Consider the following 24301-nt stretch of genomic DNA (forward strand, 5'->3'; position numbering starts at 1 on the left):
ACACGGCACCTGGGCGCTGCTGCGGGGGATCGGGCGTACGGTGTGCACGTCCGTGGCCTGGACCGCCGCAGGCGTTACGCGTCCTTGCGCCCGACACCCCCGTAGAACCCGATCGGCGGCAGGTTCGGGTCCGGGGTCTCGTTCGTGGCGTCCGGGCGCCAGTTCGGGACCGTCACCACGCCCGGTTCGAGGAGCGTGAAGCCGTCGAAGAACTCCAGGACGCGGGCGTGCGGGCGGGGGTTCATCGTCGCCGAGGCGTTCTTGTAGATGGCGACCGCGTCCTCGCGGCGGTCCTCGTGGAAGTCGACCGTGGCGTGGGTGAGGACGAGGTAGGAGCCGGTGGGGAGGGCGTCCAGGAGGGTCGACAGCAGGGACGCAGGGTCCTCCTCGTCCCGGACGAAGTGCAGGACCGCGACCAGCAGGAGGGCCACCGGCTCGTTCAGGTCGATGACCTTGCGGACGTCCGGGTGGTCCAGGATCGCGCGCGGGTCGCGCAGGTCCGCGAGGACGACGGAGATGCCCTCGTCGTCGTCCAGCAGGGCCATCGAGTGGGTGCCGACGATCGGGTCGTTGTCGACGTACGCGACCCGGGTCTCCGGCGCGATCTCGCGGGCGATCTGGTGGACGTTCGGCTCGGTCGGCAGGCCCGTGCCGATGTCCAGGATCTGCCGGATACCGCCCTCGCCCACCACGTGCCGCACGGCCCGCCGCATGAAGGCACGGTTCGCGCGGACGGCGACCCGGACCTCGGGGGCCGCCGCGATGAAGCGTTCCGCGGCCTCCTGGTCGACCGGGTAGTTGTCCTTGCCGCCGAGGAAGTAGTCGTACATCCGCGCCGGGTGCGGACGGCTCGTGTCGATCTTCGGCGGGCGTGCGGTGGGGTCGGGGGCGGTCATGGGCGGGCTCCGTCCTGGCGGTCGGCTTCGCGGAGCCGGACGCGGGATGACTTGCGGAACATCATCTTGGCACGCGGACAACCGTGCCGGACGCCGGGTTCCCGTACGGTCAACTCCGCACCAGGCAGGGGCGTTTGGCATCGAACGTCCACTCCGGGACCAAGTACCGCATCCCCACGGCGTCGTCGCGCCCCGCGAGGGAGTGCTCCGCGTACAGCGCCTCGGCGGCGGCGAGCCGGTCCCGGTCGAGGGTGACGCCGAGACCGGGCGCGTCCGTCACCGCGACCTCACCGGCGACGATGCGCGGCGGCTGGACGGTGAGGCGTTCCAGGCCCTCCTGCCAGATCCAGTGCGTGTCCAGGGCGTTGTACTCGCCGGGCGCGGCGGCGCCGCAGTGGGCCATCATCGCGAGCGAGATGTCGAAGTGGTTGTTGGAGTGGCAACCCCATGTCAGGCCCAGGGAGTCGCAGAGCTGCGCGACCCGCACCGAGCCGGACATCGTCCAGAAGTGCGGGTCGGCCAGCGGGATGTCGACCGAGCCGAGCGCGAGCGCGTGGGTGAGCTGGCGCCAGTCGGTGGCGATCATGTTCGTGGCCGTCGGCAGCCCGGTCGCCCGGCGGAACTCCGCGAGGATCTCCCGCCCCGAGAACCCGTCCTCGGCGCCGCACGGGTCCTCGGCGTACGCGAGCGTCCCCCGCAGCGGACGGCACAGCTCGACCGCCTCCGCCAGCGACCAGGCGCCGTTGGGGTCGAGGGTGATCCGCGCCTCGGGGAACCGCGCCTTCAACTCCCGTACGGCGGCGACCTCCTGGTCTCCCGCCAGCACGCCCCCCTTCAGCTTGAAGTCCCGGAACCCGTACCGCTCGTACGCCGCCTCCGCCTGCCGCACGACCGCCTCCGGCGTGAGCGCCTCCTCGCGGCGGACGCGGTACCACTCGACGTCCGCGTCCTTCTCCCGGACGTACGGCAGGTCGGTGCGGTCCGGGTCGCCGACGTAGAAGAGGTAGCCGAGGACGCGTACGGCGTCGCGCTGCTTGCCGTCGCCGAGGAGGGCCGCGACGGGCACCTCCAGATGCCGGCCGAGGAGGTCCAGGAGCGCCGACTCGATCGCCGTGACGGCGTGGACGGTCGTGCGCAGGTCGAAGGTCTGCTCGCCGCGGCCGTGCGCGTCGCGTCCCGCGAAGGTCTCGGAGACGGCGCGCAGGACCCGCTTGTAGTCGCCCAACTCCGCGCCGACGACGAGGTGTTCGGCGTCGCGCAGGGTACGGGTGATGGCCTCGCCGCCGGGGACCTCGCCCAGGCCGACGTGGCCCAAGGAGTCCTCCACCACCAGCACGTTGCGGGTGAAGAAGGGGGCGTGGGCGCCGGAGAGGTTGAGGAGCATCGAGTCGTGGCCCGCGACGGGGTGCACGGAGTAGCGGGTGACGACGGGCTGGGGCATGGGGTTCCTTACGTGAGTCAGAGGGTGTCCAGGACGAGTTCCAGCAACAGCGTTCCCCCCAGACCCAGGATCGCCAGGACCGTCGTGTAGGTCGTCCGCGCCTTGATCGCCTGGACCACCGACAGGTTGAAGTACTCCTTGAACATCCAGAACCCCGGATCGTTCACATGGGAGAACGCGATGGAGCCGCAGGACACCGCGAGGACCATGATCTCGGCGTGCGCGCCGCTGCCCGCGACCAGCGGGAGGACGACGCCGGAGGCGGTGACGACGGCGACCGTCGCCGAGCCGAGCGCGACCCGCAGGATCGCGGCGACCAGCCAGGCGAGGATGATCGGCGAGATCGACCAGCCGTCGGTGGCGTCCTTGATGTAGTCGGATATCCCGCCCTCCACCAGGACCTGCTTGAACGCGCCGCCCGCGCCGATCACCAGCAGGATCATCGCCATCGCCTGCGCGGCGCCCCGGCAGGACGCGCTGACCTCCTCCAGGCTGCGCCCGATGCGCGGCCCGAACGCCCAGATGGCCACGAGCAGCGTGAGCAGCAGGGCGACCGGCGCGGAGCCGATGAACTCGACGGTGTGTACGAGGCGGGACCCCGATGATTCGGCGTCGGTGGCCATGTCGGTGACGGCGGCGCCCGCGATGAGGACGACGGGCAGCAGCGCGACCGCCAACGACCAGGCGAGGCCCGGGAGTTCGTCCTCCTCGAAGACCTTGTCGCTGACCAGGCCGGTCGGCACGGCCGGGTTCATCGCGCGCACGAACGGCAGCCGGGGCCAGCTCAGGGCGATGGCCGCGCCGATCGGGACGGCGATGAACAGGCCGTAGAACAGGGTGAGTCCGACGGACGCGTGGAACGTCGCGGCGACCGCCGTCGGGCCCGGGTGCGGGGGCAGGAAGCTGTGCATCGTCGACAGCGCGATCGACATCGGCAGCCCCACCCACAGCAGGTTCACGCCCGTCACCCTGACCAGCGTGAACGCCACCGGCACGATGATCACGAACGCGACCTCGTAGAACATGGTGACGCCGATCAGCATCGCCGTCAGCACCATCGCGACCTGTACCCAGCGCGGGCCGCACACCTCAAGGAGCCGCCCCGCGATCCGCTGCGCGGCGCCCGAGTCGCCCATCACCCGGCCGACCATCGCGCCGAGCCCGATCGTCAGCATCGTGTCGCCGATCTGCCCGCCGAGGCCCTCCGCGAGGACGTCCGGGATCGTGGCGACAGGAATCCCCCTCACCAGCGCGACCCCTACGGCGACCAGCAGGAGCGCGGCGAATCCGTTGAGCTTGAGCCTCGTCATGAGGAACAGGAGGACCAGGACGCTGATCCCGACGACCACGAGCGGCATGTGCGGTTCCCCTGTCCACGGAGGAGACGCTGACGATGTTCTGTCTATGTCCTGAGACGAAGGTTAAGTATGTGGACGGGAGTTATCAATGAGCGTGCACGGACGGGATGGAAACGGTTCGCTCGCGCCCTCCCTACCCACCGGTCACTTCTGGACTACGCTGGGATCATGCCCTCCGCTCGCCGCACCGCCCGCCAGGCGGACCTGCTGGAACGCCTCGTCGCGCTGGTCACGGCGGAGGGGTTCGCCGATCTCACGCTGGACGACCTCGCCGAGCGGCTGCGGTGCTCCAAGACGACGCTGTACCAACTGGCGCGCAGCAAGCAGGGGTTGGTCGTCGAGGCCGTGAAGCACTACTTCCGGGGGGCGACCGAGGCGGTCGAGAAGCGGGTCGTGCAGACCGCCGACCCCGCCGACCGGGTGCGGGTGTACCTGACGGCCGTCGCCGAGCAACTCCGGCCCCTGTCACGGCGGTTCGTCGACGACGTCGCCCACTTCCCGCCCGCCCGCGAGGTGTACGAGGCGAACACGCGGTGGGCGTCGGAGCGGGTGCGGCAGCTGATCGCCGACGGGGTCGCGCACGGCGCGTTCAGGGATGTGCACGCCGGGTTCGTGGGGGAGGTGGCGGCGGCGACCATGCGGCAGATCCAGGGGGGCGAGCTGAAGGCGCGTACGGGGTTGTCGGACGCGGAGGCGTACGAGCAGCTGGCTTCGCTGATCGTGCACGCGGTGTCGTCGTAGCGGTTGTGTCGGGCGCGGGCGCGGGCGCGCGGAGTGTTCGGCGTATTACCTGATCTTTGCCGGAAGGGCTGGACCCCTGTCGCCGTCGGCCCCGCTGGCGTACTGTGGATGATACGCAGGTACTCGTTCCAGTATCGTTTCCACCCTCGGGAGGCCCCCGTGCCCGCCACTCGCGCCCTGCCCACCGAGGAAGCCCTCGACCTGGTCCGGCTCACGCGGATGCTCGCCGCGAAGGAGCTGGCGCCGCGCGTCGCCGATGCCGAGGCGGAGGCGGAGTTCCCGAGGGACGTGTTCCGCACGCTCGGCCGCAGCGGGCTGCTCGGGCTGCCGTTCGCCGAGGCGGACGGCGGGGCGGGACAGCCGTACGAGGTGTACCTCCAGGTCCTCGAAGAGGTCGCCGCCGTCTGGTCGAGCGTCGCCGTCGGGATCTCCGTGCACGCCCTGTCCTGCTTCCCGCTGGCCCGGTTCGGGACGGCCGAGCAGCGCGCCGAGTGGCTGCCCGAGCTGCTCGGCGGGGAGCTGCTGGGCGCGTACTGCCTCTCCGAGCCGCACGCCGGGTCCGACCCGGCGGCGATGCGGACGCGCGCGGTGCGCGAGGGCGACGAGTACGTCATCAACGGCGCCAAGGCATGGACCACGCACGGCGGTTACGCCGACTTCTACACCGTCATGGCACGCACGTCCGAGGACCGGACGCACGGCATCTCCTGCTTCCTCGTCCCGGCCGGCACCCCGGGGCTGAGCGCCGATCCGCCGGAGCGGAAGATGGGGCTGACCGGGTCGGCGACCGCGACGATGCGGTTCGACGACGTCCGCGTACCGCTCTCGCGGCGGATCGGGGAGGAGGGCCAGGGTTTGCGGATCGCGCTCGCCTCACTGGACTGCGGACGCCTCGGGATCGCCGCCGTCGCCACCGGCCTCGCGCAAGGGGCCCTCGACCACGCCGTGCGGTACGCGCGCGAGCGCGAGACGTTCGGGAAGCCGATCATCGAGCACCAGGGGCTCGCGTTCGTCCTCGCGGACATGGGGGCCGCCGTCGAGTCCGCGCGCGCGACGACGCTGGCCGCCGCGCGGCTCAAGGACCAGGGGCTGCCGTTCACCAGCGAGGCGTCCATCGCCAAGCTCGTCGCCACCGACAACGCGATGAAGGTGACCACCGACGCGGTCCAGGTCCTCGGCGGGTACGGCTACACGCGGGACTTCCCCGTCGAGCGGTACATGCGCGAGGCCAAGGTCATGCAGATCTTCGAAGGAACCAACCAGATCCAGCGCATGGTCATCTCCCGTGCGCTCGACCGGAGCGAGGGCGGTGCGCTCACCGTCCTCGGCAAGGAGTGAAGATGCAGCTCGCCGACACCGCCGCGCTCGTCACGGGCGGGGCGTCCGGACTCGGTGCCGCCACCGCGAAGGCGTTCGCCGGGGCCGGGGCGCGGGTGTTCGCCGTCGACCTGAAGTCCGCGATCGACGGTGCGCCCGAGGTGGCCGGGGTGACGTACGTCCCCGCCGACGTCACCGACCCCGAGCAGGTGGCCGCCGCCGTCGCCGTCGCGTCCGGGGCGGGTCTGCCGCTGCGGGCCGTCGTCAACTGCGCCGGGATCGGGCCGTCCATGCGGATCCTGGGCAAGAAGGGGGTCCACGATCTCGCGCTGTACGCGAAGGTGATCCAGATCAACCTGGTCGGGACGTTCAACGTGCTCGCGCTCGCCTCCGAGGCCATCGCGCAGACCGAGGCGGACTCCGGCGGGCAGCGCGGGGTCATCGTCAACACCGCGTCCATCGCCGCGTACGACGGGCAGGTGGGGCAGGCCGCGTACGCGTCGTCCAAGGGCGGCGTCGTCGGGCTCACCCTGCCCGCCGCCCGGGACCTCGCGCAGTACGGGATCCGGGTGTGCACGATCGCGCCGGGCATCGTCGACACGCCGATGATGGGGACGGTCTCGGAGGAGTTCCGTACGTCGCTGGCGGCGGGGGTGCCGTTCCCGCACCGGTTCGCGTCGCCGGAGGAGTACGCGAAGCTGGCGCTGATGATCGTGGATCACGACTACCTGAACGGGGAGACGATCAGGATGGACGGGGCGCTCAGGATGGCGCCGCGTTAAGCGCGTACGAGGAGCTGGAAGTCGAACGCGTAGCGGGACGCCCGGTAGATGTGCGTCCCGTACTCCACCGCTCGGCCCGTGTCGTCGTACGCCGTGCGTTGCATCGTCAGGAGGGCCGCGCCCGGTGACTCCTCCAGGAGCTTCGCCTCCTCGGGGGTCGCCGCGCGGGCGCCGATCGTCTGGTGGGCGCTGTGGAGGGTGATGCCGGCCGTGCGGAACAGGGTGTAGAGGCCGGTGGATTCGAGGTGGGGGGTGGAGAGGTCGAGGAGGTTCGGGGGGAGGTAGTTGGAGAGGCGGGCGACCGGCTGGCCGTGGGTCGCGCGGAGGCGTTCGATGTGGGTGACCTCGCTGCCCTCGGGGACGGAGAGGGCGGCGGCGACGTCGGCGGGTGCCGGGACGGTCTCGTTGCGGACGACGACGGTGGTGGGGCCCTGGCCGGCCGCGGCGAGGTCGTCGTACAGGCTGCTGAGTTCGAGGGGGCGCTTCACCTGGCTGTGCACGACCTGCGTACCGACGCCTCTGCGGCGCACCAGGAGCCCCTTGTCGACGAGCGACTGGATCGCCTGGCGGACCGTGGGGCGGGAGAGGCCGAGGCGGGTGGAGAGGTCGATCTCGTTGCCGAGGAGGTTGCCCGGGGCGAGCGTGCCGTGCTCGATCGCCGACTCCAGCTGCTGGGCGAGCTGGTAGTACAGCGGGACGGGGCTGCCCCGGTCCAGCGCGAAGTGCACCGCGTCCAGCGCGGAGGCGGACACGGGACGGGCCCGCTCACCGGTCTTCGGCATGCGAGGCACCTCCTCGGGGGTAGAGATCGGCTCCGGAGTGTGCGTTCCTCAGGTGTAGGTCCCGGCAGTCTCCCCTGTCAATGATTTGTTCTTACATTCGGACCTGTTACTGAAATGATGTCTTAACAAAGTATTGACGCCGGGTTCGGCAAAGGGTTTGATCCCGTCCCAACAGCGCAGCGTCCCGCACAGTGAGGTGCCGGAAAGATGGACAGTGCAATGTCAGCCCGCTCCCGTAGATTCGTCCCGGTCGTGGCCCTCGCCGCCGCCGCGGCACTGACCGTCGCGGGGTGCTCCAGCAGCTCCGGTGGCAAGAAGGCCCAGGAGGACACCTCGTCCGGCGCCTCCGCCGGCAAGGCCACCACCGCCCGGATGAAGGTCGCCTTCGTCACCCACGCCGCCCCCGGCGACACCTTCTGGGACACCGTCCGCAAGGGCGCCGAGGCCGCCGCCCAGAAGGACAACATCGAGCTGATCTACTCCCACGACCCGATCGCCGGCAACCAGGCCAACCTGGTGCAGAACGGCATCGACCAGAAGGTCGACGGCATCGCCGTCACCCTCGCCAAGCCCGACGCGCTGAAGAGCGTCATCGCCAAGGCGAAGACCGCCGGGATACCCGTCGTCGGCCTCAACTCCGGCCTCAGCGACTGGAAGAGCCTCGGCCTCCTCGAATTCTTCGGCCAGGACGAGTCCGTCGCGGGTGAGGCGTTCGGCAGCCGCCTCAACACCGACGGCGCGAAGAAGGTCGTCTGCGTCATCCAGGAACAGGGCAACGTCGGCCTCACCCAGCGCTGCGACGGCCTCAAGAAGACGTTCAAGGGGACGACCGAGATCCTCAACGTCAACGGCGTCGACATGCCGTCCGTCCAGTCGACGATCACCGCCAAGCTCCGCCAGGACACCGGCATCGACCACGTCGTCACCCTCGGCGCGCCCTTCGCGCTGGCCGCCGTCAAGTCGGTCTCCGAGGCCGGGTCCAAGGCGAAGGTCGCGACCTTCGACCTCAACAAGGACCTCGTCAAGGCGGTCCAGGCCGGCACCATCGAGTTCGCCGTCGACCAACAGCCCTACCTCCAGGGCTACTTGGCCGTCGACGGACTGTGGCTCTACAAGAACAACGGCAACTCCAGCGGCGGCGGCGAGCAGGCCGTGCTGACCGGTCCCGCCTTCGTCGACAAGACCAACGTCGAGAAGGTCGCCGAGTACGCGGCGAAGGGGACGCGGTGATGAGTACGGCCCAACTGGCGCCCCCCGCACGGGACAAGGACGGGCGCACGGCCGAACGCCCCGTTGTCGTACGGGTGCTGGCGCGCCCCGAAGTCGGTGTGTTCCTCGGCGCGGCGGCCGTGTTCGTCTTCTTCCTGATCGCGGCGCCCACGCTGCGTGACGGCGGCTCGATGGCGACGGTCCTCTACCAGTCGTCGACCATCGGGATCATGGCCCTGCCGGTCGCGCTGCTGATGATCGGCGGCGAGTTCGACCTCTCGTCCGGTGTCGCGGTCATCTCCTCCGCGCTCACCGCGTCCATGCTCAGCTACCAGCTCACCATGAACGTGTGGGTCGGTGTGGTCGTCGCGCTGATCGTCTCCCTCGCGGTGGGGTTCTTCAACGGCTGGATGGTCGTCAGGACCGGACTGCCCAGCTTCCTGGTGACCCTCGGGACGTTCCTGATCCTCCAGGGCGTCAACCTCGCGGTGACGAAGCTGGTCACGGACAACGTCGCGACCGACGACATCAGCGACATGGACGGCTTCGACCAGGCCCGCAAGGTCTTCGCGTCGTCCTTCGACGTCGGCGGCGTCCAGGTGAAGATCACGGTGGTGTGGTGGCTCGTGTTCGCCGCCCTGGCCACCTGGGTGCTGCTGCGCACCAAGTACGGCAACTGGGTCTTCGCCGTCGGCGGCAGCAAGGAGTCCGCCCGCGCCGTCGGCGTCCCGGTGAACTTCACGAAGATCACCCTCTTCATGGCCGTCGGGTTCGGCGCCTGGTTCATCGGCATGCACAACCTGTTCTCCTTCAACACCGTGCAGTCCGGCGAGGGCGTCGGGCAGGAGCTGATCTACATCGCGGCGGCCGTCATCGGCGGCTGCCTGCTCACCGGCGGCGCCGGCTCGGCCATCGGCCCGGTCTTCGGCGCCTTCATGTTCGGCATGGTCCAGCAGGGCATCGTCTACGCCGGCTGGAACCCCGACTGGTTCAAGGCATTCCTCGGCGTCATGCTCCTCGGCGCCGTCCTCATCAACCTGTGGATCCAGCGCACGGCCACCCGGAGGTGACTTCCATGACGACCGAAGGAACACACGGGGCGATCCTCCAGGACACGCCCCCCGGGAGCGGCGCGATCGTCGAACTGCGCGGGGCGGGCAAGTCGTACGGCAACATCCGTGCCCTGCACGGGGTTTCCCTCGCCGTGCACCCCGGCAAGGTGACCTGCGTCCTCGGGGACAACGGGGCCGGGAAGTCCACGCTCATCAAGATCGTCTCCGGGCTCCACCAGCACACCGAGGGGGAGTTCCTCGTCGACGGGGAGGCGGTGCGGTTCTCGACCCCTCGCGACGCTCTGGCGCGGGGGATCGCCACCGTCTACCAGGACCTCGCCACCGTGCCGCTGATGCCGGTGTGGCGGAACTTCTTCCTCGGGTCCGAGATGACCAAGGGACCTTGGCCCGTACGGCGGCTGGACATCGAGCGGATGAAGAAGACCGCCGACGAAGAGCTGCGCAACATGGGGATCGTCCTCGACGACCTGGAACAGCCGATCGGTACGTTGTCGGGCGGTCAGCGGCAGTGTGTCGCCATCGCGCGGGCCGTGTACTTCGGGGCCCGGGTGCTGATTCTGGACGAGCCGACCGCCGCGCTCGGGGTGAAGCAGTCCGGGGTGGTGCTCAAGTACATCGCCGCCGCCCGGGACCGGGGGCTCGGGGTCATCTTCATCACCCACAACCCCCACCACGCCTATATGGTCGGCGACCACTTCAGCGTACTGCGCCTGGGAACCCTGGAGTTGAGCGCCGCCCGCAGCGAGGTCAGCCTTGAGGAGCTGACCAACCACATGGCCGGTGGCGCTGAACTCGCGGCTCTCAAGCACGAGTTGGCGCAGGTCCGGGGCGTGGACGTGGAGGGGCTGCCGGACGGTGTGGGTGCGGGGGAGGGGGCCTGATCGGCTTACTCTGCGTCCATGGACAAGATCGTCGTACCGCTGGAAGCCGGCTCCTCGGGGCCGGCTTCCGCGCTGTCGCTGCGGCCCTGGCGGCCGTCCGACGCCCCGGCCCTGCTGGTCGCGGCCCAGGACCCCGCGCTGCGGCGCTGGACGAGCCTCGCCGTCGAGGACGAGGCCGACGCCGGGCGGTGGATCGACGAGCAGCGGCGCGGATGGGAGAGCGGGGAGCGCCTCGCCTTCGCCGTCGTGGGGGAGGAACTCCTCGGGCACGTGGTCCTGAAGCGTTCGGCGGGCGCGGTCGCCGAAGTCGGCTACTGGACGGCTGCGGCGGCCCGGGGGCGAGGCGTCGCCCCCCGCGCCCTGCTGGTCCTCACGGACTGGGCCTTCTGCCGCCACGACTCCCTGGAACGCCTGGAGTTGATCCACCAGGTGGACAACGCGGCGTCCTGCCGGGTCGCGGCTAAGTGCGGGTACGGCCTCGAAGCGACGCTGCCCGCGCATCCGCCGACGCGTCCGCTGGACGGGCATCTGCATGTACGGGCCCGGAGTTGATGCTCAGCAGGCTCAACGCGTCCGCGGATGCCGGGTCGTTCGGCGTGTAGATCTCCAGCCGGTGGTCGGGGCTCTCGGGCTGGAGCCACACCTGGTAGTCCACGGCGAGATCGCCGACGCCCGGGTGGCGCAGCCGCATCGTGCCCACCGTGCAGTCGGCCACCTCGCCCTGAGCCCACAGCCCGGCGAACTCCCGGCTGTGCATGGCGAGTTCGCCGATCAGTTCCGCGAGGCGGGCGTCCGTGGGGTGGCGGCCCGCGGTGAGGCGGAGGTAGGCGACGTGGACGCGGGCGAGGTCGGCCCAGTTGCGGTGCAGGGCCCGGGTGTGGGGGTCGAGGAAGAACATCCTCGGGACGGACGGGCGTCGGGCGGGGTCGTGCGGCGCGTCGAAGGCGGTGTGTTCGGCGACCAGGGCGTGGCCCGTGCGGTTCCAGGCGAGGATGTCTCCCCGGCGGCCGAGGATCACGGCGGGCGTGCGGTCGCCCAGGGACGCGAGGAGGGCCAGGACCCGGGGGTGGGGTGTCTCCGGGGCGGGACGCCTCGGCCGCCGCTGCTGCGAACCGGCCCTTCCCCGGGCGAGGTTGCGCAGGTGCGCCGCCTCGGCGGCGTCCAGCCGCAGCACCCGGGCGAGTGCCTCCAGGACCTGCTCGGACGCCGTGCCCGCCTGGTTCTGCTCCAGCCGCGTGTAGTAACCGACGCTCACACCGGCGAGGTGGGCCAGCTCCTCGCGGCGCAGGCCCGGGACGCGGCGGACGGTGCCGTAGGTGTGCAGCCCGGCGTCGGCGGGGGTGACACGGCCTCGGCGGGTCCTGAGGTAGGTGCCGAGAGTCTCCAGTTCCATGCGCCGAGCGTAGGCGGGGTCAGGGGGTCGGCGGGTGCCCCTGTGAGGGGTACCCATGAGGCGGGGATGGCCGGTGCACGGCGCCGGCGGCACCGTCGTACGCATGAACTCTGTTGGTCTGTCGGCCCGTTCGCGGGCCTGGGTCGGGCTGGGCGTCGTGCTGGGGCCCGTGGTGCTGGTGTCGATGGACGGGGCCGTGCTGTTCCTGGCGATGCCGGAGGTGACCGAGGCGCTGGCGCCGAGTGCCGGACAGGCGCTGTGGATCCTGGACGTGTACGGGTTCGCCGTCGGGTCGCTGCTCGTCGCGTTCGGGAGCGTCGGGGACCGGTACGGGCGGCTGCGGCTGCTCCAGGCGGGGGCGGCCGTGTTCGGGGCGGCGTCCGTGGGGGCGGCGTTCGCGCCCAGTGCCGGACTCCTCATCCTCTTCCGGGCGTTGATGGGGGTGGCCGGGGCGACCTTGCTGCCGTCGGCGCTGGCCGTGGTGAGTGAGCTGTTCGCCGATCCCCGGGAGCGGTCGAGGGCGGTCGGGGTGTTCGCGGCGGCCTTCGCGGGCGGGTTCGCGGTGGGGCCGGTCGTCGGGGGGTGGCTGCTCAGCGGGTTCTGGTGGGGGTCGGTGTTCCTGGTCAACCTGCCGGTCGTCGTGGTGTTCCTGGCGCTCGCGCCGGTCACTCTGCGCGAGGTGCGGGGTGGGCGGGGCGTGCGCGTGGATCTGCCCAGCGTCGTGTCGTCCGCCGCCGGGATCCTGTCGAGCGTCCACGCGGTCAAGCGGTTCGCCGCCGAAGGGCCGGACGCGGTCGGCGCGGTCACGGGAGCCGGGGGCGTCCTTCTTCTCGTCTGGTTCGTGCGGCGCCAACTCCGGCTGGACGCACCGCTGATCGACGTCCGGCTGTTCCGGGACCGGGTCTTCGCGGTCGCCGCCGTCACCGGGTTCCTGCCGTTGGCCGCGTGGTCCGCGTCGGCCTATCTCGGTGGGGTGTACCTACAGCGGGTTCTCGAACTCACCGTCATGGAGGCGGCGTCGGCCGCGCTGCCGGGGGCGGTCGTCCTGACGGTGACCTGTGTCGTCACCCCTTCCGTCGTGGAGCGGATCGGGAGCCGGGCGGCGCTCGTCGCCTGCCATCTCCTGGTCGCGGCAGGGGTGTTGATGCTGGCCGCCACCGGGGTGACCGGTGGCCTCGGGTGGTACGTGCCGGCCACGGTCGTCGCCGGGGTCGGCTACGGGATCTCCTTCAGCGTCGTCGCCGACACGGCCATCGCCGCCGTCCCCGTCGAACGCGCCGGCTCGGCAGCCGCGATCGCCGAGACCGCCAACGAGATCGGCAACGCCCTCGGCATCGCGCTGCTCGGGTCGCTGGCGGCGTTCGTGTACCGCCTTGAGGGGGCGGGCGAACTCTCCCACGGCGCACCCGGGTCGGGGTCCGCCGGGAAGGCGGCGTTCGTCGCCGGGTTCCATGCCGCGGTCCTCGTCGCGGGACTGCTCCACGTCGCCCTCGGCGTGTTCGCGCTGCGGAGGCTTCCCCGGGTCGGGAAAGCGGGCGGGTGAACACGGCCATGGGCTCGCCGGGCCCGTTGCACCACGGTCACGCTGAACCCCAACGCCCGGTGAAACGCGACCGACCCTGCGTTGCCCGCACCGGTGATCGCCTTCACCCGCACAGTCCCCTGCGCCAGGCCGCCTCGGCGAACGCCCCGTACAGCGCCCGCCCCAGTAGCGGGGGTGGTCGGCGAGGGCTTCGTGGAGGTCGGTGATAGGGGCGGGTGGCAGAGGACGCCGGGGCGTTCCGAGGTGGGGGCAGTCGGCGGGCGCTCACGGTGCCGTACGGCCACCACCTCGTCGTACGGCACAGCGCGCGGCGCGCCTCAGACCCCCCGTACCTCCGCGATCGTCACCGGACGGTGTTCGTGCAGCGACAGGGTGCACGCCTCCGCGATCCAGCCCGCCTCCAGGGCGTCCTCGATCGTGCACGGGGACGGGCGGGTGCCCGCTACCACCTCGGTGAAGGCGGTGAGTTCGGCTCGGTACGCCTCCGTGAAGCGGTCCATGAAGAAGTCGTGCGGGGTGCCGGAGGGGAAGGTGACGCCGGGTTCCACCGAGCGGAGGGGGAGTTTGTCCTCCAGGCCGACCGCGATGGAGTCGGTGAAGCCGTGGATCTCCATACGGACGTCGTAACCGCGGCCGTTGTGGCGGGAGTTGGAGACGACCGCGATGGTGCCGTCGTCGAGGGTGAGGACCGCGCCCGTCGTGTCGGCGTCGCCCGCAGCCTTGATGTAGTCGGCGCCCCGGTTGCCGCCGACCGCGTACACCTCGGTGACCTCGCGGCCCGTCACCCAGCGGATGATGTCGAAGTCGTGGACGGAGCAGTCGCGGAAGATGCCGCCGGACGCGGCGACGTACGCGGCGGGCGGCGGCGCCGGGTCGAGGGTCGTCGAGCGGACCGTGTGGAGGGTGCCGAGCTCGCCCGCCTGGACGGCCGTACGCGCCGCGACGAAACCGGCGTCGAAGCGGCGGTTGTAGCCGATCTGGATGGGTACGCCGCTGCCCTGGACGGCCTTGAGGACCTCGACGCCCTCGGCCATCGTCTTCGCGACCGGCTTCTCGCAGAAGACGGGGATGCCGGCCTCGACGCCCGCGCGGATCAGCGCCGGGTGCGCGTCGGTCGCGGCGGCCACGACGATGCCGTCCACGCCCGCCGCCAGCAGCGCCTCGGGCGAGTCGACGACCTGCGCGCCGAACTTCTCGGCGGCGGCCTTCGCGGCCTCGGCGAAGGGGTCGGTGACGACGAGGGAGTCGACGGCGTCGAGTTGGGAGAGGGTCTCGGCGTGGAAGGCGCCGATGCGGCCGAGGCCGAGGATTCCGATGCGCATGGGGGTGCAGCTCCTAAAGGGTGGTGCAGAAACAGGGGGATTAGTCGAGGCCGCCGAGCACGTTCTGGTCCCAGTCGATCACCGAACCGGTCACCACGCCCGACCGCTCCGACAGCAGCAGGACCACGAAGTCGGCGATCTCGTCGGGCTGGCCCAGCTTGCCCATCGGCAGCTTCGCGGACGCCTCCGCGAGCCACCCGTCCTCGGCCCCGTGGAAGGCCCGCTGGGTCGCGTCCTCGCCCTCCGTGGCCGTCCAGCCGATGTTCAGCCCGTTGATCCGGACCCGGTCCCACCGGTGCGCGTGCGCGGCGTTGCGGGTGAGCCCGACGAGCCCCGCCTTGGCGGCGACGTACGGCGCCAGGAACGGCTGGCCCCCGTGCGCCGACGAGGTGATGATGTTGACGACCGTGCCGGGCTCGCCCCGCGCCACCATGTCGGCGACGGCCGCCTGCATCGCGAAGAACGGCCCCTTGAGGTTGATCGCGATGTGCGCGTCGAACAGCTCGGGCGTCGTGTCGAGGAGCGTCCCGCGCGAGGTGAGGCCCGCCGAGTTGACGAGGCAGTCGACACGGCCGTACACGTCGACGACCGTACCCACCGCGGCCTTCGCCTGGCCGGCGTCGGAGAGGTCCGCGCGGACGTACAGCGCGCCCTCGCCCAGCTCGGCCACCAGCGCCTCGCCCACCTCCGGGCGGCGGCCGGTCACGGCGACCTTCGCGCCCTCGCGCACGGCCGCCCGCGCGATCGCCGCCCCCACGCCCTGGCTGCCGCCGTTGACGAGGACGACTCTGTCCTTGAGGAGTGTCATGCCGGTCCTTTCAGCTCTCGCGCCGCACGGCGCCGGCCCGCAGCGCGTCACGCAGCGCACGGGTGGTCCAGCCCTCGGCGAGCGCGCGCCGCACGACGTCGGCCTGCGAGGGCGGGGCCATGCCGTCGACCGGCGGATCGCGGTCGAGGTTGGTGGGGAAGGCGTAGCCCTCGGCGCTCGCGGCGATCACCCGCTCCACCCACCCGGGGTCGTCGGCGTGCTGGAGGAGCGCCGGATAGACGGCGTTCGCGATCGCCTCCCGGTCGACGGTCTCCATGGCCCGCCCGAACGGCGACGACACCTGGAGGAGGTTCGCGACCCGCCGTACGTCGAGCGTGCGGTTGGTGCCGGCCGCGTGGAACACCGCCGGGTTGAAGAACACCGCGTCACCCTTGGCCAACGGCAGCTGGACGTGCCGCTCCTTGAAGTACGCCTGGAACTCCGGCCGGTGCCACGCCAGATACCCGGGGGTGTAGCGCTGCGAGTACGGCAGGTACAGCGTCGGCCCCGACTCCACCGGCATGTCGCAGTGCGCGACCGCGCCCTGGAGGGTGAGGACGGCCGACAGCCGGTGGACGTGCTCCGGGTACGCGGCGACGGCCGACGCGGACAGGAACCCCAGGTGGTAGTCGCGGTGCGCGGTCTGCGCGGCCCCGCCCGGGTTGACGACGTTGACCTGCGAGGTGACCTGGTAACCGGGTCCCAGCCAGGCGCCGGAGACCAGGGCGACGACGGGGTTCGCGTAGTAGTCGGCGAACGCGGCCGGGTCGTACAGGGCCGCCTTCTCCAGCGCGTTCCACACGCGTTCGTTGGCGCCCGGCTTCGCGAAGTGGTCGCCCGCCGGGGCCTCCGCCGCGTGCTGCTCGTTGATGAGGGCGTCGAACACCGAGGTCAGCCGGTCGACGACCGCCGTGTCGGGGAAGGCGCGGCGGAACAGGACGACGCCGGGGCCGTCGGTGAGCGCGCGCACCAGCTCGGGGCCCTGAGGGAGGTCCTCGCTGTCGTACACGAGGACGTTGTCCTCGACCGCACACGCGCGCGGGTAGTCGGCCGCGTCGGTGGTGCGCTCGACGAGCGCGCGGAAGGCGTCCAGGTCGCAGTCCTGGTCGGTGAGCCAGGCGGCAGGCGCGGGGGCTTCGGGAGTGAAGGACATCCTCGTCCTTTCGGTGCACAGGAGGGCGACTCGGGACACGTGGTGCTGCGGCTCTGTCATTGTTGTCAGTACAAACCCCTCGAACAACCGGCAGTGGGCCATCAAAAACCCTTCAGGAATCCGGTGCCGGTGAGGTCTTAGGAGTCAGCTGTGGGCCACCCCTTCCCGATCCGCGAGATCGCCCGCCAGGCGGGGCTCAGCGAGGCCACCGTCGACCGCGTGCTGAACGGGCGCGGGGGCGTGCGCGCCTCCACCGAGCAGGAGGTACGGCGGGCCATCGCCGACCTCGACCGGCAGCGCACGCAGGTCCGGCTGGTCGGACGGACCTTCATGCTGGACATCGTCATGCAGGCGCCCGAACGGTTCACGACGGCCGTACGCGCCGCCCTGGAGGCCGAACTCCCCGCCCTGCACCCGGCGGTCCTCCGCTCCCGTTTCCACTTCCGGGAGACCGGTCCGGCGCGCGAGACGGTCACCGCCCTGGAGCGCATCGCCCGGCGCGGCTCCCAGGGCGTCATCCTCAAGGCGCCCGACGCGCCCGAGGTCACCGACGCCGTCGGCCGCCTCGTCGATGCGGGCATCCCCGTCGTCACCCTCGTCACCGACCTGCCCGCGAGCGCGCGCCTGGCGTACGTCGGCATCGACAACCGCGCCGCCGGTGCCACGGCCGCCTACCTGATGGGCCAGTGGCTCGGCGAACGGCCCGGGAACGTCCTGACCAGCATCAGCAGCGGGTCGTTCCGCAACGAGGAGGAGCGGGAGATGGGGTTCCGCAGCGTGATGCGGGCGCGTCATCCCGCGCGCGTGCTGGTCGAGATCACGGAGGGGCAGGGGCTGGACGCGACGCAGTACGACCTGGTGCGGGCCGCGCTGGAGAAGGACACGGAGATCCGCGCCGTGTACTCCATCGGCGGCGGCAACAACGCGACGCTGCGGGCGTTCGCGGATCTCGGGCGGGAGTGCGCGGTGTTCGTCGCGCACGATCTGGATCAGGACAACATGCGGTTGCTGCGGGAGCAGCGGATCTCTGCGGTGTTGCACCATGACCTACGGCAGGACATGCGGGACGCGTGTCAGACGGTGATGCGAGCGCACGGGGCGTTGCCGCCGACGGGATCGGTGCTGCCGTCAGCGATCCAGGTCGTAACGCCGTACAACTTGCCACAGGGGTCGGCGAGACGTACTTAGGGGCGCGGGGAACTGCGCGACCAGCCACAACGGCGCAGTAGACGAACAACAGCCTTAGGACCCGACGGTGACCCAGACGCCGCTTGCCGCCGATTCAGCCATCGCGTCCAACACCGTCGCACTGCGCACCGCGTCCAAGAGGGTGGTCCCGTACGCCGTCCCCTCCGCCACGGACCGGAGGAACCTGTACGCCTCGATCACCTTCAGGTCGTCGTACCCCATCGCGTTCGCCGCCCCCGGCTGGAACGCCGCGAACTCGCCGTCCCCGGGGCCGACGTACACCGTGCTGACGGGCTGGTCCTGGTACGACGTACCGGCGCTCACGCGCAGCTCGTTCATGCGGCGGAAGTCCCAGAACACGGCGCCCTTCGTGCCGTGCACCTCGAACCCGTAGTTGTTCTGCTCGCCGACGGACACCCGGCACGCTTCGAGCACCCCGCGCGCGCCCGAGGCGAAGCGCAGGAGGCAGTTGACGTAGTCCTCGTTCTCGACGGGGCCGAGGACGCCGCCCGAGGCGAGCGCGTGGCCCGACGTCGCGCCCGTGGGACGCGCCCTCTCGGGGACGAACACGGCCGTGTCGGCGGTCAGCGAGACGATGTCGCCCAGCAGGAAGCGTGCCAGGTCGGCGCCGTGCGAGGCGAGGTCGCCGAGGACCCCGCTGCCGCCGCGCTCCCGCTCGTACCGCCAGGTGAGCGCGCCGTCCGGGTGGGCCGCGTAGTCGCTGAAGAGCCGTACGCGCGCGTGGGTGACGTCTCCGAGCTCGCCGGAGGCGATGAGGTCCCGCGCCTTCTCGACGGCGGGGGCGTTGCGGTAGTTGAAGCCGACCGTCCCCTGGACGCCCGCCTTAGTCACCGCGTCGGCCACCGCGCGCGCGTCGCGCGAGGTGAGCCCGACCGGCTTCTCGATCCAGAGGTGCTTGCCGGCCTCGGCCATCGCCACGCCGATCTCGCGGTGCAGGAAGTTCGGGGCGGTGATGCTCACCGCGTGCACGCGCGGGTCGTCGGCGATGTCCCGCCAGTCCCGGGTGGCCGCCGTGAACCCGTACCGGTCGGCGGCCTCCTGCGCGCGGCCGGGTACCTCCTCGGCGACGGTCACCAGGCGCGGGCGGACGGTCAGGGCGGGGAAGTGGTGCGGTACGCGCGCGTACGCCTGTGTGTGGACGCGGCCCATCCAGCCGAATCCGATGACGGCGATACCCAGGTCGGTCACGGCAACCCCTTTGTTTGGACCGGTCCACAAACTGTCCGGGCCACCTTGAGGCCGATGGAGCGGGGCTGTCAACGGGGTGGAGGCGTTGAGGTGCGGCTTTGACAACGGGTCGGGCGGATGGAACGGTCCACGCATGAGACCGCCCACCATCCGTGACGTCGCCGAGCGGGCCGAGGTGTCCAAGTCGCTGGTCTCCCTCGTGCTGCGCGGGGCGCCCCAGGTCCGGCCCGAGAAGCGGGAGGCCGTGCTGACGGCGATGCGCGAACTCGGCTACCGGCCCAATGCCGCCGCGCGCAGCCTGAGCGAACAGCGCACGCGTACGGTCGGTGTCCTCCTCAACGACCTGCGCAATCCCTGGTACGTCGATCTGCTGGACGGGCTCAACTCGCTGCTGCACGCGAGCGGGCTGCACATGCTCCTCGCCGACGCGCGGCTGAACCGGCGGGTCGGGCAGGACCTCGCGGATCCGTTCCTGGCCCTTCAGGCGGACGGACTCGTCGTCGTCGGGACATTCCCCGAGGGGACCGCTCTCGACGCCGTGGCGGGCCGTATGCCGGTCGTCGTGGCCGGTGCGCGGGAGGCGGTGCCGGCGGGGGTCGACGTCGTCGCCGCCGACGACGAGTTGGGGGCTCGGCTCGCGACCGAGCATCTGCTGTCGCTCGGGCACCGGCGGATCGCGCATGTCGCCGGGTACGGGGCCGTGGGGGAGCTGCGGCGGGAGGGGTACGAAGGGGCCATGCGCGCGCACGGGGTCGATCCGGTGGGGCTCGGTCTCGTGGAGGCGAGCGATATGACCGAGGAGGGCGGATACCGGGCGACCGTGCGGCTGCTGAGCCGTACCGAGCGGCCCACCGCCGTGTTCGCCGTCAACGACATCGCCTGCGTGGGGGCGTTGTCGGCCGCCGAGGAGATGGGGGTGCGGGTGCCCGGGGAACTGTCGGTGGTGGGGTACGACAACACGAGTATTTCCCGGCTGCGGCATCTGTGGCTGACGACGGTGGATCCGGCCGGGCGCGAGGTGGGGCGGGAGGCGGCTCGGTTCTTGTTGTCGCGGTTGGACGGGGAGCGGGGGGAGGGGCGGGTGCGGTTGGCTGTGCCGGTGTTGGAGCGGAGGGGGAGTACGGGGCCGGTTGGGCGGGGGTAGGGGGGAGTTGGGGGGTGGGGTGGGTGGGGTGGAGGGCTGTGCGGGCTGGCGGGTTGGGTGGGCCGGAAGTTGGACCGGGCGCCGGGGGGCGGGCTGAACAGTGCGCGCTCGTGTAGCTGCGGCAGGTGATCCCGTGCGGCGAGATGGGCCGCCCCGACGAGATCGCGACCGTCGCCCTCTTCCTCGCCTCCGACGACTCCAGCTACGTCAACGGCATGGAACTCGTCGCCGACGGCGGCGCCACCGCCGTCTGAACCGGACACCCCACACCCAGGGCAGGACATCTCATGAGCGGCATCAGCATCATCGGCACCGGGAACATGGCCCGCACCATCGGCGCGCGGGCGCTGGCGGGCGGCAGCACCGTCGAGGTCATGGGCCGCGACCGGGCCAAGGCCACCGACCTGGCCAAGGCGCTCGGCGACGGCGCCACGACGGGAGAATGGGGCACCGCCCCGGCGGGCGACATCGTCATCGTGGCCCTGCTGTACGACGGTGTCGTGCCGGCCGTCGTCCAGTACGCGGACGCGCTCGCGGGCAAGGTCATCGTCGACATCAGCAATCCCTTCAACTCCACGTTCGACGGGCTGGCCCACCGCGAGGAGACCTCGGTCGCGCAGGAGGTCGCCAAGGTGGCCCCGGCCGGTGCCGGTGTGGTGAAGGCGTTCAACACCGTCTTCCGCCATGTCCTGGAGAAGGGGCGGCCCGACATCTTCATCGCCGGTGACGACGCGCGGGCCAAGGCGCGTGTGGAGGCGTTCGTCGAGAGCCTCGGGCTGCGCCCGCTGGACGCCGGCGGCCTGGGAATGGCGCACTGGCTGGAGGGCGCGGCCCTGGTCACGGCGGGCCTCGCCAACCACGGGGTGGGAAACTTCGACTTCTCCCTCGGCGTCACCGAACTCCCCGTGTGAGCAGACGGGTTGACGGACCGTCGAAGGGGGTCCGCCGAGACGTGGGTCGCCCTACTCCCGGCGGGCGATCACCCGGTACGCGTTGCACATCCGCAGCCGCCGCGCCAACGGGCGTACGGCGATCCGGTCCAGGACCGTCGCGGCGAGCAGCGCCGGAATTCCCGCCAGGAACACGGCAGTTCGCGTCGCCCGCCGCAGCGCGCCCGGCGGCTGCTCCAGCCAGGGCGCGTTCTCGCGCGGTGAGACCTGGCCCAGCAGCAGCCATACGGCGGCCACCAGGTCGATCACCTCATGGGGCTCGGCGTGCTCCTCGGCGACCACCGTGAACCCCAACTCCTCAAGCCGGGCCCGCAGGTTGGCCACCGGGATGAAGTGCAGGTGCTGCGGCTGGAGCCAGGGCAGCCACCACCGCCCGAGCACACGCGACAACCGGCTCTCCGCGTCGGGCACCTCGATCAGGAGGTGCCCGCCCGCCCGCACCACCTGCTGGGCACCCCGCAGCTCCCGGTCGGGATCGGCGCTGTGCTCCAGGTAGTGGAACATGCTCACCACGTCGTACTGACCGGCGAGTTCGCCCGCGAGCGCGGGGAAACTCCCCCGGTAACCGCGTTCTACGCGTTTCTCCCGCTCGGCGATCTCCACCCCGTCGGTGAAGTCGAGCCCGTCGAAAGCGGTGTCCGGCAGTACGTCACGCGCGACCGCGCAGAAGTGCCCCTGCCCGGTCCCGACATCCAGCCACCGCTTCGGCGCCGGATCGTGCGCGGCCATGGAGCGCGCCCGCCCCAGATACGACGAGCCCCGCCCGTCGAAGAGATCCCCGAGCTGCTTCTCGCCGAGCCCGTCGTAGAAGTCCCGGTAGTAGAACTCCAGTCCCTCGGCCGTCAGTCGGGGGTTCTGGAAGATGTGCCCGCACGTCTCGCACCGGTCGAGCACGAACCGTCCCGGCTTGTGCTGCAACAGGTCGGTGGTCCGCAGCCGCGTACTGAGCAACTCCCCGCCGCACCAGGGGCAGTCGGCCCGGCGCGCCGCGAAGAACCGCTCCGTCCCGCCCGCCAGGTCCCGCTGATAGCGCGGCCGTAGCTCCGCGATCCGCCGCTCCCGCTCGTCCTTCGCCCCGCTCACGCACGACTCCTCTCGGCAAGCTCTTCGAGATGGACGGCCGCGGCGTCCGCACCCCCGGCCGCCCGGAACGCCGCCCCCACCCGCGCGGCCCGCTCGCGGTACGACGGCTCGTCGAGCACGGCGTCCAGCGCCGCCCCCAGCTTCTGCGCGCCGACCCGCCCGAACCGCACCCGCACCCCGGCCCCGGCGGCCACGACCTGCCCGGCGATCAGCGGCTGGTCGTCCCGGATCGGCGCGACGACCAGCGGCACGCCGTACCAGAGCGCCTCGCACACGGTGTTGTGCCCCGCGTGACAGACGACGGCGTCAACTCCCTTGGCCAGCAAGGCGATCTGCGGGACGGACGGCACGACCAGGACGTTCTCGTCGGCTCCCGCCCCGAGTACCCCGCCGGGGTCGGCCACCACGGCTTGGAGCCGCCCCGCCCGTTCGCGCACCACGTCCCGGCACACGGCGAGGAACCGCTCCCCGGCGTCGGTGTTCGCGGTGCCGAGGCTCACGAGGACGGTCGCGCGGTCCGGGTCGAGCCACTCCCACGGGAACCCTCCGGCGTCGGGCCGGCCGGTGACCGAGGGCCCCACCCACTGAACAGCCTTGATGTCACCGGCGAGTTCGGGCGTGCTGAACCCGATGACGAGATGCGGGGAGAACCGGGGATCGGTGGCCTTGGACGCGTCCCCGACGGCCCGTCGCAGCGCGTCCAGCCGGGCCTCGATCCACTCCCGCACCTTCGGCAGCCCCGCCAGCGGGTCCATGAACTCGGCCGTGGTCGTCGCGGACGTCGCCCACGGGATCCCGGCCCGCTCCGCGACCAGGGCTCCGGCGAATGCCTGTTGGTCGGCGACGACCACATCGGGGCGGAACACCTCCACGGCCCGCCGTACGCCGGGCGCCATCGCCTCCGCGAGCGGCAGCAGAAACCGCTCCCACAAGAATCTCAGCGCCTCGGGGCCACGGAGGCCGGGAGGGCGGTGGGAGGAGGCGGTGGCGGAGCAGGGGATGTGCGATGCGCCGGTCCCGGCCTCGGTGTCCGCGCGGTACGACACCTCGTCCTCGCACCCGAACACCACCGCGTCCACCCCCGCCAGCCGCCGCACCAACTCCCGGTCCGGGCACACCCACGCCACCCGGTGCCCCCGCGCGGCGAGGCGCGCGGCGACGCCGACGGCCGGGTTGACATGGCCCGTGAGGGGCGGGACGACGAAGAGGAAGCCGCTCATCGGGCGGTCACCGCCGCGAGGGTCCCGGTGATGAGGGACCGGACGTGCTCGCCGACCGTCGCGGGTGCCTCGACGAGGATCGAGTGCTCGTGGCCGGGGAGGATCACCGTCCGGCAGTCGGGCAGCAACTCCGCGAGCCGGGGCGCGAGTTCGGCGACGTCGGACTCACCGCCGTACAGCGCGAGGACCGGACAGGACACCGACGCGATCTGATGGTCCGTCAAGGTCCGGCTGGCGGGGATGTCCTGGCCGAGCGAGGTCTCACGGGCCAGGCGGGCGGCGCCTCGTGCGAGGCGGGCCATGTTGTGGCCCCGGTGGGCGGCGATCCACGTGACGGTGTCGGACTCGTTGTGCGCCAGCTCGTGCACGACCCGCCCGAGGATGCGGTGAAGCTTCGACGCCCAGGCGGGCGTGGCCGGTTCGGACTCGATCAGACTGAGGCTCGCGACCCGCTCCGGATGCCGGACGGCGTACCCGAACGCGATCGTCCCACCGTACGAGTTGCCCACCAGATGCACCGGCCCGGTCACCTTCAGCCGCTCCAACAGGGCTTCCAGATCAGTGATGCTGTCGTCGAGGGAGTACCCGCCGGGCGGCCGGTCGCTGCGGCCGTGGCCGCGCAGGTCGTACATGACCACATCGAGCCCGGCCGCCGCGAACGAGGGCGCCACGGTGAAGTAGTAGCTCGCGAGACTGTCGGTGAGCAGCCCGTGGACCAGTACGACCGTGGCGCGCGAACTCCGGCTGCCCCGGGGCCCGATGCGCTGGACGTGCAGCCGCAGCGCGCCGGTGTCGACCATCGACACGG

General features: G+C 71.5%; 23 protein-coding genes and 1 pseudogene. 12 read left to right on the plus strand and 12 right to left on the minus strand.

Annotated elements, in window-relative coordinates:
* Window positions 1–74 precede the first annotated feature (74 nt).
* The 3 genes from ACQCO7_RS36445 to ACQCO7_RS36455 all read right to left on the minus strand — a co-directional run bounded on the left by ACQCO7_RS36445 (window position 75) and on the right by ACQCO7_RS36455 (window position 3695).
* Window positions 75–896 carry an SAM-dependent methyltransferase gene (locus ACQCO7_RS36445; protein WP_464075807.1) on the minus strand — a complete coding sequence of 274 codons (822 nt, stop codon included), beginning with the start codon at window positions 894–896 and terminating at the stop codon, window positions 75–77.
* 109 nt (window positions 897–1005) lie between these two features.
* Window positions 1006–2337 carry an enolase C-terminal domain-like protein gene (locus ACQCO7_RS36450; RefSeq protein WP_464075808.1) on the minus strand — a complete coding sequence of 444 codons (1332 nt, stop codon included), beginning with the start codon at window positions 2335–2337 and terminating at the stop codon, window positions 1006–1008.
* Between the two features lie 17 nt (window positions 2338–2354).
* Entirely contained in the window at window positions 2355–3695 is a 1341-nt protein-coding gene (locus tag ACQCO7_RS36455) for a gluconate:H+ symporter (RefSeq protein ID WP_464075809.1), read from the minus strand.
* Between the two features lie 168 nt (window positions 3696–3863).
* On the opposite strand from ACQCO7_RS36455, the gene ACQCO7_RS36460 reads away from it, so the two are divergent.
* The 3 genes from ACQCO7_RS36460 to ACQCO7_RS36470 all read left to right on the plus strand — a co-directional run bounded on the left by ACQCO7_RS36460 (window position 3864) and on the right by ACQCO7_RS36470 (window position 6535).
* Window positions 3864–4436 carry a TetR/AcrR family transcriptional regulator gene (locus tag ACQCO7_RS36460; RefSeq protein ID WP_010356745.1) on the plus strand — a complete coding sequence of 191 codons (573 nt, stop codon included), beginning with the start codon at window positions 3864–3866 and terminating at the stop codon, window positions 4434–4436.
* A 159-nt stretch (window positions 4437–4595) separates the two neighbouring features.
* On the plus strand, window positions 4596–5774 hold the full coding sequence (locus tag ACQCO7_RS36465; protein ID WP_464075810.1) for an acyl-CoA dehydrogenase family protein: 1179 nt from the start codon (window positions 4596–4598) through the stop codon (window positions 5772–5774).
* A 2-nt stretch (window positions 5775–5776) separates the two neighbouring features.
* Window positions 5777–6535 (plus strand): SDR family NAD(P)-dependent oxidoreductase, encoded by a 759-nt coding sequence (locus ACQCO7_RS36470; RefSeq protein ID WP_464075811.1) that lies wholly within the window; start codon window positions 5777–5779, stop codon window positions 6533–6535.
* On the opposite strand, the gene ACQCO7_RS36475 is transcribed toward ACQCO7_RS36470, so the two are convergent.
* Entirely contained in the window at window positions 6532–7317 is a 786-nt protein-coding gene (locus ACQCO7_RS36475; RefSeq protein WP_464075812.1) for a GntR family transcriptional regulator, read from the minus strand. The two genes, ACQCO7_RS36470 and ACQCO7_RS36475, sit on opposite strands and share 4 nt — an antisense overlap.
* A 207-nt stretch (window positions 7318–7524) precedes the next feature.
* On the opposite strand from ACQCO7_RS36475, the gene ACQCO7_RS36480 reads away from it, so the two are divergent.
* Genes ACQCO7_RS36480 through ACQCO7_RS36495 form a run of 4 tightly spaced genes read left to right on the plus strand, consistent with a single transcriptional unit; the run spans window position 7525 to window position 11032 of the window.
* Window positions 7525–8547 carry a sugar ABC transporter substrate-binding protein gene (locus tag ACQCO7_RS36480; protein ID WP_464075813.1) on the plus strand — a complete coding sequence of 341 codons (1023 nt, stop codon included), beginning with the start codon at window positions 7525–7527 and terminating at the stop codon, window positions 8545–8547.
* Window positions 8547–9596, plus strand: coding sequence for an ABC transporter permease (locus ACQCO7_RS36485; RefSeq protein WP_464075814.1), 1050 nt, complete (start codon window positions 8547–8549; stop codon window positions 9594–9596). The genes ACQCO7_RS36480 and ACQCO7_RS36485 overlap by 1 nt, the downstream gene beginning before the upstream one ends.
* A gap of 5 nt (window positions 9597–9601) precedes the next feature.
* Complete coding sequence (locus ACQCO7_RS36490; protein ID WP_464075815.1) at window positions 9602–10480, plus strand: ATP-binding cassette domain-containing protein; 879 nt, start codon at window positions 9602–9604, stop codon at window positions 10478–10480.
* 18 nt (window positions 10481–10498) lie between these two features.
* Window positions 10499–11032, plus strand: a complete 534-nt coding sequence (locus ACQCO7_RS36495) for a GNAT family N-acetyltransferase (protein ID WP_464075816.1) — start codon at window positions 10499–10501, stop codon at window positions 11030–11032.
* Here ACQCO7_RS36495 and ACQCO7_RS36500 read toward each other — a convergent pair.
* Window positions 10941–11873 (minus strand): helix-turn-helix domain-containing protein, encoded by a 933-nt coding sequence (locus ACQCO7_RS36500; protein ID WP_464075817.1) that lies wholly within the window; start codon window positions 11871–11873, stop codon window positions 10941–10943. The two genes, ACQCO7_RS36495 and ACQCO7_RS36500, sit on opposite strands and share 92 nt — an antisense overlap.
* A 103-nt stretch (window positions 11874–11976) precedes the next feature.
* Between ACQCO7_RS36500 and ACQCO7_RS36505 the strand changes: the two genes are divergently transcribed.
* Window positions 11977–13416 (plus strand): MFS transporter, encoded by a 1440-nt coding sequence (locus ACQCO7_RS36505; protein WP_464075818.1) that lies wholly within the window; start codon window positions 11977–11979, stop codon window positions 13414–13416.
* 317 nt (window positions 13417–13733) lie between these two features.
* Here ACQCO7_RS36505 and ACQCO7_RS36510 read toward each other — a convergent pair whose 3' ends face one another.
* From ACQCO7_RS36510 to ACQCO7_RS36520, 3 genes are read right to left on the minus strand one after another with little or no spacing between them, the layout of a single operon-like run.
* Complete coding sequence (locus ACQCO7_RS36510) at window positions 13734–14738, minus strand: Gfo/Idh/MocA family protein (protein WP_464075819.1); 1005 nt, start codon at window positions 14736–14738, stop codon at window positions 13734–13736.
* Window positions 14739–14778: 40 nt separating this feature from the next.
* A complete protein-coding gene (locus ACQCO7_RS36515) occupies window positions 14779–15546 on the minus strand; it encodes an SDR family oxidoreductase (RefSeq protein ID WP_464075820.1) in 768 nt (255 codons plus the stop codon).
* A gap of 10 nt (window positions 15547–15556) precedes the next feature.
* On the minus strand, window positions 15557–16699 hold the full coding sequence (locus ACQCO7_RS36520; protein ID WP_464075821.1) for a phytanoyl-CoA dioxygenase family protein: 1143 nt from the start codon (window positions 16697–16699) through the stop codon (window positions 15557–15559).
* Window positions 16700–16849: 150 nt separating this feature from the next.
* Here ACQCO7_RS36520 and ACQCO7_RS36525 point away from each other — a divergent pair, with 150 nt between their 5' ends.
* Window positions 16850–17887 carry a LacI family DNA-binding transcriptional regulator gene (locus ACQCO7_RS36525; RefSeq protein WP_464075822.1) on the plus strand — a complete coding sequence of 346 codons (1038 nt, stop codon included), beginning with the start codon at window positions 16850–16852 and terminating at the stop codon, window positions 17885–17887.
* Window positions 17888–17941: 54 nt separating this feature from the next.
* Here ACQCO7_RS36525 and ACQCO7_RS36530 read toward each other — a convergent pair whose 3' ends face one another.
* Window positions 17942–19096, minus strand: coding sequence for a Gfo/Idh/MocA family protein (locus ACQCO7_RS36530; RefSeq protein WP_464075823.1), 1155 nt, complete (start codon window positions 19094–19096; stop codon window positions 17942–17944).
* A gap of 133 nt (window positions 19097–19229) precedes the next feature.
* Here ACQCO7_RS36530 and ACQCO7_RS36535 point away from each other — a divergent pair, with 133 nt between their 5' ends.
* From ACQCO7_RS36535 to ACQCO7_RS36545, 3 genes and pseudogenes are all read left to right on the plus strand, one after another.
* Window positions 19230–20240, plus strand: coding sequence for a LacI family DNA-binding transcriptional regulator (locus ACQCO7_RS36535; RefSeq protein WP_464075824.1), 1011 nt, complete (start codon window positions 19230–19232; stop codon window positions 20238–20240).
* 125 nt (window positions 20241–20365) lie between these two features.
* A pseudogene (locus tag ACQCO7_RS36540) lies at window positions 20366–20494 on the plus strand (SDR family oxidoreductase); the annotation flags it as partial.
* A 33-nt stretch (window positions 20495–20527) separates the two neighbouring features.
* Entirely contained in the window at window positions 20528–21151 is a 624-nt protein-coding gene (locus ACQCO7_RS36545; RefSeq protein ID WP_464075825.1) for an NADPH-dependent F420 reductase, read from the plus strand.
* 51 nt (window positions 21152–21202) lie between these two features.
* Here the strand turns inward: ACQCO7_RS36545 and ACQCO7_RS36550 are convergent, their stop codons facing one another.
* Genes ACQCO7_RS36550 through ACQCO7_RS36560 form a run of 3 tightly spaced genes read right to left on the minus strand, consistent with a single transcriptional unit; the run spans window position 21203 to window position 24293 of the window.
* Window positions 21203–22273, minus strand: coding sequence for a class I SAM-dependent methyltransferase (locus tag ACQCO7_RS36550; protein ID WP_464075826.1), 1071 nt, complete (start codon window positions 22271–22273; stop codon window positions 21203–21205).
* The gene (locus ACQCO7_RS36555) at window positions 22270–23493 is read right to left on the minus strand and encodes a glycosyltransferase (protein WP_464075827.1); all 1224 of its coding nucleotides are present in this window, start codon (window positions 23491–23493) and stop codon (window positions 22270–22272) included. Before ACQCO7_RS36555 ends, ACQCO7_RS36550 begins: the two co-directional genes overlap by 4 nt.
* Window positions 23490–24293: an alpha/beta fold hydrolase gene (locus ACQCO7_RS36560; protein ID WP_464077377.1), complete on the minus strand. Its 804-nt coding sequence runs from the start codon at window positions 24291–24293 to the stop codon at window positions 23490–23492. The genes ACQCO7_RS36555 and ACQCO7_RS36560 overlap by 4 nt, the downstream gene beginning before the upstream one ends.
* Between the last annotated feature and the right edge of the window lie 8 nt (window positions 24294–24301).

This window comes from Streptomyces saintjeani (assembly GCF_055409605.1).